Source organism: Curtobacterium sp. ODYSSEY 48 V2 (genome assembly GCF_023712625.1).
Taxonomy (GTDB): Bacteria; Actinomycetota; Actinomycetes; order Actinomycetales; family Microbacteriaceae; genus Curtobacterium.
In genome coordinates, this window is sequence record NZ_JAMAXX010000007.1 from 69,122 (window position 1) to 81,513 (window position 12,392).

Annotated in this window: 9 protein-coding genes; 3 read left to right on the forward strand and 6 right to left on the reverse strand. The window is 72.5% G+C overall.

The features are described from left to right. Positions 1-93: 93 nt before the first annotated feature. Positions 94-516, forward strand: coding sequence for a VOC family protein (locus M3666_RS11935; protein WP_251155309.1), 423 nt, complete (start codon positions 94-96; stop codon positions 514-516). Between the two features lie 6 nt (positions 517-522). Here the strand turns inward: M3666_RS11935 and M3666_RS11940 are convergent, their stop codons facing one another. Beyond that, the gene (locus M3666_RS11940; protein WP_251155310.1) at positions 523-807 is read right to left on the reverse strand and encodes a hypothetical protein; all 285 of its coding nucleotides are present in this window, start codon (positions 805-807) and stop codon (positions 523-525) included. A gap of 64 nt (positions 808-871) precedes the next feature. Between M3666_RS11940 and M3666_RS11945 the strand changes: the two genes are divergently transcribed. Next, on the forward strand, positions 872-1,180 hold the full coding sequence (locus M3666_RS11945; RefSeq protein WP_251155311.1) for a hypothetical protein: 309 nt from the start codon (positions 872-874) through the stop codon (positions 1,178-1,180). Positions 1,181-1,237: 57 nt separating this feature from the next. Here the strand turns inward: M3666_RS11945 and M3666_RS11950 are convergent, their stop codons facing one another. Then, positions 1,238-2,050, reverse strand: a complete 813-nt coding sequence (locus M3666_RS11950) for a glycoside hydrolase family 16 protein (RefSeq protein WP_251155312.1) — start codon at positions 2,048-2,050, stop codon at positions 1,238-1,240. A gap of 295 nt (positions 2,051-2,345) precedes the next feature. On the opposite strand from M3666_RS11950, the gene M3666_RS11955 reads away from it, so the two are divergent. Next, positions 2,346-3,224 carry a DUF808 domain-containing protein gene (locus M3666_RS11955; RefSeq protein ID WP_066657781.1) on the forward strand — a complete coding sequence of 293 codons (879 nt, stop codon included), beginning with the start codon at positions 2,346-2,348 and terminating at the stop codon, positions 3,222-3,224. A 157-nt stretch (positions 3,225-3,381) separates the two neighbouring features. Here the strand turns inward: M3666_RS11955 and M3666_RS11960 are convergent, their stop codons facing one another. The 4 genes from M3666_RS11960 to M3666_RS11975 form a co-directional block, all read right to left on the reverse strand. Next, positions 3,382-3,597, reverse strand: a complete 216-nt coding sequence (locus tag M3666_RS11960) for a hypothetical protein (protein ID WP_251155313.1) — start codon at positions 3,595-3,597, stop codon at positions 3,382-3,384. Positions 3,598-3,697: 100 nt separating this feature from the next. Next, positions 3,698-5,647, reverse strand: coding sequence for a potassium transporter Kup (locus M3666_RS11965; RefSeq protein WP_209683882.1), 1,950 nt, complete (start codon positions 5,645-5,647; stop codon positions 3,698-3,700). A 444-nt stretch (positions 5,648-6,091) separates the two neighbouring features. After that, positions 6,092-6,796, reverse strand: coding sequence for a 5'-methylthioadenosine/S-adenosylhomocysteine nucleosidase (gene mtnN / locus M3666_RS11970; protein WP_066652353.1), 705 nt, complete (start codon positions 6,794-6,796; stop codon positions 6,092-6,094). Between the two features lie 34 nt (positions 6,797-6,830). After that, the gene (locus M3666_RS11975; protein WP_251155314.1) at positions 6,831-12,287 is read right to left on the reverse strand and encodes a discoidin domain-containing protein; all 5,457 of its coding nucleotides are present in this window, start codon (positions 12,285-12,287) and stop codon (positions 6,831-6,833) included. Positions 12,288-12,392 lie beyond the last annotated feature (105 nt).

Here is a 12,392-nt window from a genome sequence, read left to right on the forward strand (position 1 = left end):
CCGGCGTCTCGGCACGACGCCGGCGTCTCACGTCGACCACGGACAGGGAGGCCGAAGGGGGCCCGCCGCCGAGCACCGGAGTACGGTCAGCCCATGGACGGCACAGCCCCGACCCCGTACCTCCTGCTCCCCGGCACCGCCCGCACGGCGCTCGCCCGCTGGCAGCAGGTCTTCGGCGGCGACGTCCGCGTCACCTCGTACGAGGAGGCCTCTCGCGAGGACGGGCCGCCCGGCGCCGTGGCGCACGGCGAGCTCGTCGGCCCGGTCCGGCTCTTCGCCGCCGACACCGGTCCCGACGACACCGCGCTCGCGGTCTCCGGCCTGTTGTTCGCCCTGCTCGGGAGCGCCCGGCCCGAGGTGCTCCGGCGGTGGTTCGTGGACCTGGCCTCCGACGGCACGGTGGTCGACGACCTCCAGGAGCGGCCGTGGGGCGACTGGGACGGAACGGTGCGCGACGCGTTCGGGGTGACCTGGTTGATCGGGTTCGAACGGTCAGCGCTCGACGACCAGGACTGACCAGCCTCAGTCCGTCGGGTGCTCGTCGGACCCGAGCGGGAGCAACGGTGCCCAGAACGCGTCCGGGCCGTCCGTGACGACGGCGTCGGCCTCGAAGCGGAACCCGTACCCGCGCACGAAGTCGAGGGCTGCGACCCGCTCGTCCTCGGCGTCGTCGGACGCAGCGTCGGGGAGGTGCACGCCGTGCCCCATCCGGACGCCGGAGTCGCTGATGAGGGTGAGGTCCCACCGGCCCTCCTCCGCGCGCTCGATCCGGACGACGGCGGCCTGTGCAGCGGTGAAGTCAGCCATGCAGCGGATCCTACGGACGGCCGCCCGGGCGCGTTCAGGGTGCCGACGCCCGTACCCTGACCGCATGGACACCCCACAGCCGTCCGGCACGACGAAGCGCCGGATCACCCTCGACCTCGGTCGCCCCCTGCTGACCTGGGGAGCACGACCGACGGTGACGATCGACGGCGTCGGTCACCCGGCCCAGTGGGGCACCGGCACGTGGGCGGTCGCCGACGACGGGTCGACCCGGATCGGCGTCTCCTGCTTCAACCGCCTGTGGCACTTCGGCACCGCCAGCGGCACGGTCGGCGATGCCGACGGCTTCGCCTACCGCAGCAGCGCACTGCCACTGGGCCGCGGTCGGCTGACCGCCCGTCGCACCGCAGGCTGAGCCCGGAGGCGCGGTGCCGGTGGGCGGTCCCGCTCCTCACCGGCACCGCGCCTCCCGTCAGTCGTAGATCGCGATCCAGTCGACGCTCACGTGCCCCGAGGCGCCCGCCGGCACGCGCCCACCGGTGTCGGTCTCGGCCTGCAGCGTGACCCGCATCGGCTTCGTCGGCACGGCCTTCGTCGTCGACGCGACCAGCTTGCCGTCCCAGAAGAAGCGGACCACCTTGCTGTCCCACTCGGTGGTGGCGACGTGGTAGCTGCTCGTGTCGGTGGCCGCGAAGGTCTCACGCTCCGGCTGGAAGGTCATGGCGCCGTTCCGCAGGCTGCCCGGGACGGCCGACGCGGGTCGGGGCTTCGCGCCGAGGGCCGCTTCGGGCCAGTCGATCTCGCCCTCGTTCCACCGGTCGCTCGACGGCCACAGGATCACGACGAACTTGTACCCGGGGGTCTTCGTGGTCTTGTAGCGGATCGAGACGCGGCCGGTGCGGTGCGGCGCGTAGCCGTCGGGCATGACGGCCGCGGCGAGCGGCTGACCGCGGTCGGCCCGCAGCCAGAAGTCGAGCGCACCGTTCTGCACGCTCAGCACCTTCGACGGTGTGTAGCGCCCCTGACCGCTCGTGTCGGAGAACCCGTCGTACAGGCCCATGCCCGGGTACTTCGCGGCGACCTTGCCGGCCGGCGCGGCCGTGGCGAAGTCCTGCCGGTAGGTCTGCTTCCAGGTCCGACCGTTCGACACGACGGCGCCCTTCGGGGCGGAGGTCGTCGTGGTCGACGTCGGTGCGGCGGACGCGGAGGGGGGAGCCGAGACATCGGCGACCGCGCCGACTGCGAGCACGGCGACGGTGAGGGCTGCGACGATCGAAGACTGCAAGGGGCGCTCCTGCCTGTGGGCGCCGACGTGGGTGGCGTCGGCGGACCGTGGTGGTGGTGCTCGGTGTGCCCTGCTGTGTCGGCTCGGGAAGGGCTGCCGTCAGTGGAACGACGGGCGGCTGCCAGGCAACCCCCAGCGGCGTACCCCGTTCGCGCGAGCAGAACGGTCTGACTGCGCGCCGCTTCGCGGATGTCGGCGCGGACCCGCCGTCGCACGTACCCCGATCTGGGGGAAGCGCCGGCCGGTGGGAGGGCGCGGGACGGACGCCGGTGACCGCTCCAGTAGGGTGAGCGACATGTCAGTCGGGTTGCTCGCCGTGGTGGACGACATCCTCTCCGCGGCCCTCAAGGCCAGCGCGAAGACCGCGGGGGTCGTGATCGACGACGCGGCGGTCACTCCGCAGTACGTCCAGGGACTGCAACCGGCTCGCGAACTCCCCGTCGTCGGGCGCATCGCGCTCGGCAGCCTCTTCAACAAGTTCGTCATCATCATCCCGTTGGCGCTGCTGCTGTCGGCGTTCGCCCCGTGGGTGCTGCCGTGGCTGCTCGTCATCGGCGGCACGTACCTGTGCTTCGAGGGTGCCGAGAAGGTCACCGAGTGGTTCGGTGTGCACCACGAGGCCGCCGGCGACGCGCAGCCGACCACGGAGCCCAAGCTCGTCTTCGGCGCCGTGCGCACCGACCTCGTCCTCAGCACCGAGATCATGCTCATCGCCCTGTCGAGCCTGGACACCGGGCTCGACTTCTGGCCGAAGGTCGGTGCCCTCGCGCTGATCGGGCTCGGGATGACGGCCCTGGTCTACGGCGCCGTGGCGCTCCTGGTGAAGGTCGACGACATCGGCCTGCAGATGATGAAGAACGACTCCCGGCGGACCCGCCGTGCCGGTGCGCGGATCGTGCGCGCGATGCCGACGGTGTTCCGGGTCATCAGCATCGTCGGCACGGTCGCCATGCTCTGGGTCGGTGGGCACCTGGTGATCGCGAACCTGGCGGAGACGTTCTGGGCGGGCCCGCAGGAACTGCTGCACGTCGTCGAGCACGCGGTCGAGGCCGCCGGCCCGGTCGTCACGTGGATCGTCGACACCGCGGTGTCGGCCGTGGTCGGGCTCGTGCTCGGCATGGTCGTGGTCGGCATCGTGCTCGGGGTCGGTCGCCTGCGGGGCCGCGCACACTGACCCGGCCGGGCTCCCCCGACGGCACGGTGGCACGGGCCGACCGGCGCGACGCGGCCGTGGCACGGGCCGACCGGCGCGACGTGGCCGCGGCACGGTGGGTCGTCACCGCGATCGGGCGGGGTGCTGCGGCGGCCGGTCCGGCCGAGGGAGGGTCGCCTCAGGCCTCGCCGACCGCGGTCTCCCACTGGTACCAGGCCTCGAGCTGCGCCTGCGCACTGCCGAGGGCACTGTGCGACCCGCGCACCGATCCGTCCTCGGACTCGAGCTCGTACTGCCGCTGGAGCGTGATGCGGGCCAGCATGCGGCCGTCGGCCCACGCCGACCAGGTGGCGTCGCTGTCCTGACGCCAGGTGAGGTCGTTCCGGTGTGCCATGGTGCGGCTTCCGTTCGGTGCCGCAGGAGCCCGGGTGGCGGAACGACCCGTCGGACGCTACGCCGTCCGCCTGGACGGTGCTCAGCCGCACGGACGGCGCTCAGAGCTCGACGTCGCTGCCCATCGTCACCGTGCGCTGTGCCGGCAGCCCGAAGCGCGCTGCCGGATCGGCCGCGTTGTGCGCCAACCCGACGAAGAGCTTCTTCCGCCAGCGCGCCATGCCGCGGTTGCCGGCCTGCGGTCGGAGCGCACCGCGCGAGATGAAGTACGACGCCCCGGCGATCGCCTCCGGATCGACATCGAGCACCTCGGCCAGGCACGCGGCGTGCAGTGCCCGCGGCAGGTCCTGGTCGTCGGAGAACCCGAACTTCACCGTGATGTGGTCGATGCCGTCGTCCTCGTACCCGAGGTCGTCGCGGAAGAACGCCTTGGCGTGCGGCACGTGCGGCACGTTCGCGGTGAGCACCGAGACGATGATCACGGTCCGGTGCACCACGTGGTTGTGCTCGACGTTCGCGCGGAGCGCCAGCGGGGTCGTCTCCTTGTTGGGGTGCGGGAAGATCGCGATGCCCTCGACCCGTGGGACGTGCTTCGTGTTGATGCGCTCGATGAACTCGGCGAGTGAGCCCTCGCGTTCCTTGCGTTCCTCCTGCACGAGCTGCCGCCCCCGGCGCCAGGTCGTCATCAGCGTGATCACCGCGAGGGCGATGAGCAGCGGGACCCAGCCGCCGTGCACGATCTTCGACAGGTTGCCGGCCAGGAAGGTCAGCTCGAGCCCGCCGAAGACCACCGCGGCCAGCACGAGCTTCCACGTCGCCCAGTGCCAGAGCGGCTTGACGACCAGGAGCAGCAGCAGCGTGTCCACGACCAGCGCGCCGGTCACCGACACCCCGTACGCGGTGGCGAGGCTCGCCGACGACCGGAAGGCGAGCATGATCGCGAGGACACCGATGAAGAGCAGCAGGTTGACCGCCGGCAGGTAGATCTGGCCGCCTTCCTCCCGCGAGGTCTGCCGGATCGTCAGGGGCGGCAGCAGCCCGAGCTGGACGGCCTGGCGTGTGAGCGAGAAGGCGCCGGAGATGACCGCCTGGCTCGCGATCACCGTGGCCATCGTCGCGAGCACGACGACCGGGATCTGCAGGGCGTCCGGGAAGAGCAGGAAGAACGGGTCCTTCGCCGCCGAGGGGTCCTGCAGCACCAGCGACGCCTGGCCGAGGTAGTTGAGCACGAGCGCCGGGAACACCACGAAGAACCAGGCGCGGAGGATCGCCGGACGGCCGAAGTGGCCCATGTCCGCGTACAGCGCCTCGGCCCCGGTGATGACGAGCACGACGGCGCCCATCGCCACGAACGTGATGTACGGGTGGGCGACGAGGAAGGAGATCGCCCAGGTCGGCGAGAGCCCCTGCAGCACGCCGGGGTGCGCGACGATGTGCGGGACGCCGGCCGCGGCGATGACCACGAACCAGAGCAGCATCACCGGGCCGAACAGGTTGCCGACCTTGCCGGTGCCGAACCGCTGCACGAGGAACAGCAGCACGAGGATGACGGCCGCGATCGGCACGATGAGGTGCTCGAGCGACGGCGCCGCGGTCGAGAGCCCCTCGACCGCGGAGAGCACGGACACGGCCGGGGTGATGACCGAGTCGCCGTAGAAGAGCGAGACACCGATGATGCCGATCACCAGGAAGACCGTCGCGCCCCCGCGCCGCTTCGCGTAGAGCCGGCGCGCCAGTGCGGCGAGCGCCATGACACCGCCCTCGCCGTCGTTGTCGGCGCGCATGAGCACGAGCACGTACTTGATCGACACGACGATCGTGACGCTCCAGAACATGATCGAGATGACGCCGTAGACGTCCTCCTGGTTCGCCTTCACGATGCCGCCGTCGATGGTGAACACCGTGCGGAGGGCGTACAGCGGGCTGGTGCCGATGTCGCCGAACACGACGCCGAGGGCGGTGAGGGCGAGGGCTGCGAGGCCCTTCGCCGGGCCGTGCGAGGGGTCGTCGACGGTGTCGCTCGTCGGCGCCGGGGAGCGGGTCTCGGTCACGCTCGTCACTTCCGTCCGGGCCGTCCGGGCGACGGCCGCGGATCATCATCGCACCGGCGGAGCGTCGAGGCACTCGGCTGGCGCCCAACCGTGCACGAGTGTGCGGCGACCGGCTGTCGTGCAGGAGCCGTACCCCGTCCCCTCGACGCGTACAGGAACCGCGTCCTACCGTTCGGGTCGATGCGAGCGCGGACGTCCCGCGCACGGAAGGAGTGCACCATGGACCTCGACGGGTTCCAACCGGCCCAGCTGATCGTCTTCGTGATCGCGGTCGTCCTGGTGTTCGGCGGCCTGATCGCCAGCCGCCGGCGTCGCTGACCCGGCGCTCACCCGGTCTGCCGGCACGCGCGTCCGACGCGGGCGACCGACGGACGGGAGGCGCGGGACCGACGGGTGCCCTGCCTCCCGTCCGGTGGGCGGCGGTGGTCGCTGGTGGGCGCCGCCTCAGGCCGCCAGGTCGAGCAGCACGTCGTGCGCCACGCGCGCTGCGCGTGCCGACGCGTCGTCGAGGTGCTCCCGGAACTCGTCGCCGTCCGGTGCGCACAGGTCGCTGATCCCACGGATCGACAGGAACGGCATGTCGTGCACGTGCGTGAACTGCGCGATGGCCGCGGACTCCATGTCCACCGCTGCGACCGCGGGGAAGACCTCGCGCAGCGCACGGGCGCGCCCCTCGGTGACGAAGACCTCGCTCGAGCCGATGGTCGCGGACCGGATGCGGTACGGCGTCCGAGCAGCGGCGGCGCGGGCGAGCATGCGGGAGTCGGGCGCGTACTGCGGCGGCATCCCGGGGACCTGCCCGAGCGCGTAGCCGAACGCCGTCGCGTCCGCGTTGATGTTCACGTAGTGCTCGCCGACGACGACGTCACCGATCTCGATGCCGCGCATGAGCCCGCCGGCGGTCCCGACGCTGAGCACCGGGACGGTGCCGAAGTCGTGGAAGCAGTGCGCGACGGCGGCCGTCGCGTTCGTGAACCCGATGCCGCTGCGGCGGAGGGCGACCACCGATCCGCCGACGTCGAGCAGGTGGTGCTCGTCGTGTCCGCCCACCGGCCCGTCGTCGATGACGACACCACCCAGCAGGGTGGCGACGGCGGAGAGTTCCTCGGTCATCGCGGCGATGACGACGGCGACGGGCGTTGCTTGCACCGACCGATCCTCGCACGGAGCGGCTCGGGAGACGTCACCGGACCTCGACGGCGTACGTCGAGTACCCGTACGGCGTCGCCCGGTCGACACCCTGCAACCGGATCTGCCGCCACGTACCGGACAGCGGGACCCGGTCGGTGCCACCGTCGCCGTCGGTGACGGTGACGATGGTCGTCCACGCTCCGGTCGTCGCGTCGCGACCCTCGATGCGGTAGGCGCGGCCGTACGCGTCCTCCCACCGGATCGTCGCCTCGTGCACCTCGTGGCGCGCACCGAGGTCGACGTCGAGCCGGGCATCGTCCCGGTGCTCGCTCGCCCACCGCGTGCCCGGGTCCCCGTCCACCGCGTGGCGCGCCGGTGTGCCTGCCGACTCGTCGCCGGACGACGAGACCGCGGCGCGCCGGGCGAGGTCCGGCGTCGGCGTGCCCTCGGTGGAGAACACCCGGAACGACCACACCGAGACGCCGTACCGGGTCGTGCGCGAGTCGGCCACCAGGCGCACGAAGCGGGCCCGGACGCCGTCGAGGTCGTGCGTCTCCGTCCCGCCCCGTCCCTCGGCCGTCGTCGAGACCGTGCGCCACGGGTCGGATGCCCGGTCGCGGACCTCGACGTGGTCCGACGCCGCTGCAGCCGTCTCCCAGAGGACCTCGACGCGGTCGAGCGGCAGCACCGAGCCGAGGTCGACGGCGAGCCACTCGCCGTCGCGAGCCGTGCTCGACCACCGGGTGGTGTCGTCGTCGTCCACGGCTGCGTCGCCCGACAGGTTCCCGCGCTCGTCGGACGAGGTCGTCACCCGCTTGCCGACGGCGACGTCGCGGGAGACCGCGGGCGACTCACCCTGGTCGAGGGTCGTGAGGACGGCCTGCCCGGTCGCCGCACCACGGACCGCGCGGACCGTCGCGGTGGCACCGCCGCGGTCCGGCAGGGTCGCCGTGCCCGAGGCGCTCACCGTCGCACCCTCGTCCGCGGTCCAGACGGGCTGGGCGTCACCGGTCAGCAGACCGCCGTGGCCGTCGGCGTCGAACCCGTACGCGGCGAGCCGGACGGAGGAGCCGGGCAGCACCGTGACGCTGCGCGGGGCGACCAGCAGGTCGCGCACGTCCACGTCGGCGGTGGCCGGTGTCCCGGTCACCTGCACGTCCCACACCGAGTAGCCGTACTGGGTGAGGCGGTCGGTCATGTGCAGCCGGACGAAGCGGGCGGTCGCGCCGACCGGCACGGTGTCCACCGACGCGTCCGCGTTCGTGACGGTGCGGACGTTCCGCCAGGGGCCGTCGTCCGTGTCGGACACCTGCACGACGTACCGTGCCGCCGCGGCGTTCTCCCACGTGACCCGGACGGAGTCGACGTCCCGCGCGGACCCGAGGTCGAGCGTCAGGTCCACCGTGTCGACGCCGTGCGCGCTCTCCCAGCGGGTGGCGGGGTCCCCGTCGACGGCCTTCGCCGCGGTGTTGCCCCCGTCGGTCGAGCTCGCGGTCGCGGTGGTCCCCTCGACCACCGGGACCGAGGCGATCGACGACACGACGGCACTGCCCTCGACCCCGCCGGCCTCGACCCCGCCGGCCTCGACGTCGCTCACCGTCGCGACGACGTAGCCTGCGCCGGGCGCGGTGGTGGTGAGGGTCCCGTCACCGGTGACCGTGCCGGGAGCGGTGGTGCTCCAGGCGACGTCGGCGGGCAGCGGAGCCGGGTCACCGTACTGGTCGCGCCCCTCGGCGGAGAACGTCACCGGCTCGCCGACCACGGCACGGGCGGTGCCGGGCGTCACGGCGATGCCCGTGAGCACCGGTGCCGGGGCGACACGCACGTCGTACGCGTCGGAGACCGTGCCGACGGTCGCGGTCACGGACACCTGGTCCGCCGCGGCCCCCGCGTGCAGGGTGCCGTCCTGGTCGATCGTCCCCGCACTCGTCGACCACCGCACGTCGTCGAGCGGCACGGTCGCGCCGTACTGGTCGTAGCCGGTCGCGGTGAACGCGGTCGTGCTGCCCGGGGCGAGCGTGCGCGGGTCGCCCTCCGTCCCGACGACGACCTTCGCCAGTCGGGCATCGAGGTGCGACGTGATCTGCGTCCGGGCGGGCACCGCGATCTGCCCGACGACCCGCTGCCCCGCGTACACGTCGTAGGTGCGCTGGACGTCGTCGACGTTGTCGATCACGTAGGAGTACGTGCCGTCGGCGGCGCGGAACACCTGGCTCAGCGGGTTCGACGTGTGGCGGTCGGTGACCTCGTGCCCGACGGTGCGGTTCGACATCGCCTGGTGGTAGACCATCCCGGCCATCGACTGTCCGGTCACGGTCGGGTCCTGCGCCTCCCAGAGCGCCGCGTGGACGTCGGCGTAGGTGTCCGGGTCGTACTGGGCGAGGAACCCGAGGACGACGTTGCCGAGTGCATCGCCCATCTCGCTGAAGACGGCGGCCGCGCGGGCGGTGTCGGCGCCCGGGCGGTGGTGGGTCAGGTCGACGCCGTACAGCCGGCCGATGGTGTCGGGGTCCGCCCGGTAGTCGGTGACGAGGAACGGCAGGAGCGGCGACGGCTCCGGCCAGTCCCCCGGCTGCCGGTCCGCCGTCGAGCCGTCGAGCTGCGCGGGCACGAGTGCCGCCGGCAGGGCCTCGGGTGTCCACCACCGGGACGGGAACACGACGGAGCCGTCGTCGTCGACCGAGACGTACAGCGTGTCCGTCGACCGGTCGTACAGGGGGTTCGTCGCGGTCTTCGCGGTCACGTAGCCCGGGTGGTTCCGTTCCACGGCCCGGATCGCGTCCTGCAGCTCACCGATCGCCGCCGGCCGGTCCCGCGTGATCGCGACGTCCCCGTAGGTACCGACGCCCCACCACTTCTTGGTGAGCATCTGCACGTGCCCGGCGTTGCCGTCCACGACGCCGTCCTGCCCGACGACCTCGCCCCGGGCTGCCATCATCTGCCGCATGATCGCCATCGAGAAGTCCGGGTCCCACCCGAAGTACGTGAACCACGGCGCGGTCGGCATCCACTGGATCCCGTAGATCCACGCGGGGTCGCCGGAGAAGTACGTGGCCTCGGCCTGCCCGGAGTCGAAGAGGATGCCGGCCTGTCCGGCGTCGTACGCCTCGGGGAACGCGCCGTCGCCGTCGTACGCCGCCGACGCCGGGTTGCCGTGGGCGTTCTGGTAGTAGTCGCGGACGGCGGCACGCTCGGTGACGTACTGCACCGCACCGGCTGCCTGCATGTCCTCGTCACCGAGCACCGACCCGAGCAGGAACAGCCCGGCCTCGGACTGGATCGCCTCGGACGACGACTCCTGGTTGTTGCCGCCCGGCGAGGACACACCGCCGGCGTTCGAGTGACCGGTCCACACGCCGAAGGTGCGGAAGTGCGGGAAGCGCTCGTCGTCCCGGTCCCAGTTCGCGTACTGCTTCGCGACGAGGGTCGCCATCTCGCCGTACCGCTGTGCCCACTCGGGGTCGGCCCGTCCGAGCAGCGCGGTCGCGAGTGTGAAGTAGCCGTAGTGGAAGTGGTTGTCGTTGAACTGGGCGGACCCGTACGAGTCGCCGAACCCGATGAGGGCCTTCCACGTCGGGTACATCGCGAAGAAGTGCTCCCGCTCGCCCTCGCTGTACGTGTACCAGTCCGTGAGTGCGCGCTCGAGGGTCGCCCGCATCCGGTCGGCGTCCTCGGTGTCGCCGATCTGGTCCGCGACGCTCATGTACGCGCCGAGCTGCTGCAGGTCCTTGCCGCCCCAGTAGGTGTCGCCGCCGTAGGTCTCCTTCGCGGCGTAGTCCGACAGGTACTGCCGCATGACCTCCTCGCGGTACGGGTCGTCGCCCGTGCTCGTCGGCTCGGCGCCGATCGGGGTCAGCCCGCTGAAGGCGTACCGCAGCGTCCAGCCGTCGTGCCCGACGGTCGTCCTCATCGTGCCGCGCGGCGTCGCGTACGTGGCTCCGGTGAACGACAGGTCGTGCGTCGCCTCGGCGTACTGGTGCTGCAGCCAGCCCTGGACGGTGTCGTGGTCCGAGCCCTGCAGCACGTCGGTCTGCAGCGACCACCGCTGCTCGACCTGACCCGCCGCGGGGTCGTACGAGTAGTCCATCCGGGTGTCCCGCGGGACGGCGAAGGCCGTGCGGTGCAGGTCGTCGAGCGTCAGCCCCTGCTCGGGCACCGCGCTGAGCACGAGGAAGGGGGTGCCCGCGGATGCCTCGAGCACGTTCCCGGAGCGGGTGAAGGTGGTGCCGGTGGGCGCGTGCACCCCGAACACGTGCCCGTCCTGCCGGATCTCGAAGCGGTCGGTCGTGATCGTCCCGGTGAGTCCGCGGCCGTCGGCGTCGGTGAGCGCGGCGCCGTCCTGCAGGGTGATGCGCGGGGTCATGCCGTGGAACTCGAACCACTCGTACGGCGACCCCTGCACGCTCGTCACGTCCATGTACTGACCGCCCGGTCCGGCCTGCGGCATCCGCCAGCTCACGTTCCAGTCGCCCCAGCGCAGGGCGTCGGCCCGATCGGCGGAGAACGCCGTGGTGAAGCGCTCCGCGATGCCGTCCGGGGCGTCCGTGAGCAGCACCTGGTCGACCAGGACGTGCGCCCACCCGGCACGGAGCGAGTCGACGACCCGGACCTGCGCCGTCCGTCCGCGGTACGCGCTGACGTCCCACGTCGTCCAGCGCAGCTCCTCGCTGTCCGCGCCGGTCGCCTCCTCGACCACCGCGCCGTCGACGAGCAGCTGCACCGCCTCGGCCCCGGGGTGTCGGCCCCCGCCGACCAGGAAGGCGAGGGTCGACCGGTCGACCGTGAACCCCGGCGAGGTGAGCGTGCCGGTCGCGCCGTCGCCGTCGCGGTCGGTGAACGAGTCGACGAACCCACCACCGAGCCAGCCGGACACGGCGCTCTGCCCCGACGCGGTCCCGGACGAGGTCCCGGCGAAGGCGTCACCGGTCGTGGTCCACCCGTCGGGCAGACCGTCCTCGAAGTCGGCGAGCACCCGGTCGGAGGCGTCCGGCGTCGGGTCGACCGTGCCGCCCACGGTGACCGGCGCGTCGAGCCGCATCGCGGTGCCGTCCGCGTTCCAGGACGTCGGGAGGGTCACCTTCGTCCCCTGCGCACTGTTCGACGACACGAACGGGTACGCCCACATGTCGCCCGAGTACCTGCTGACGAGCAGGTCGGTCCACCACTGGTTCGTGGGGACGGGCTTCCCCGCCTGCGACGGGTCGACGTACAGGTGCTGGTCGACGGTCTTCCGCACGTCGGCGACGGACGCGATCTCCGCCGGCGGCGTCGGCGCGTACGAGCCGGCCCCGACGCGCACGCCGTCGACCTGCGGGCCGGCAGCACCGGGAGCGGATGCCACGGCCCGGTCGACCGGCTGGTGCGTCGGGTCGGCGGCTCCGGTCCCTGCGGCAGGGTCCGGCAGGACCGTCGGGAGGGTGCTCGCCGACGCGAGGTCCGCGGCGGCGACGGGCGCGAGCGAGAGCCCGCCGAGCAGGAGCGTGACGACGACGGTGCGGACCAGGTGCACGGAGGGGTCCCTTCCGGGGGCGGAGGTTCGGCGGCGGGGCGTGCGTCGGGTCGCAGGGACCCCTGTCGGCAGGCCCGCGCGGGACGTCAGGAGAAGTGAGGATCC

What these genes read in the sequence shown, in the direction of transcription:
- M3666_RS11935 (WP_251155309.1), top strand. Translation starts at nt 94, where the DNA reads ATGGACGGCACAGCCCCGACCCCGTACCTCCTGCTCCCCGGCACCGCC.
- M3666_RS11940 (WP_251155310.1), bottom strand. Translation starts at nt 807, where the DNA reads ATGGCTGACTTCACCGCTGCACAGGCCGCCGTCGTCCGGATCGAGCGC.
- M3666_RS11945 (WP_251155311.1), top strand. Translation starts at nt 872, where the DNA reads ATGGACACCCCACAGCCGTCCGGCACGACGAAGCGCCGGATCACCCTC.
- M3666_RS11955 (WP_066657781.1), top strand. Translation starts at nt 2,346, where the DNA reads ATGTCAGTCGGGTTGCTCGCCGTGGTGGACGACATCCTCTCCGCGGCC.
- M3666_RS11960 (WP_251155313.1), bottom strand. Translation starts at nt 3,597, where the DNA reads ATGGCACACCGGAACGACCTCACCTGGCGTCAGGACAGCGACGCCACC.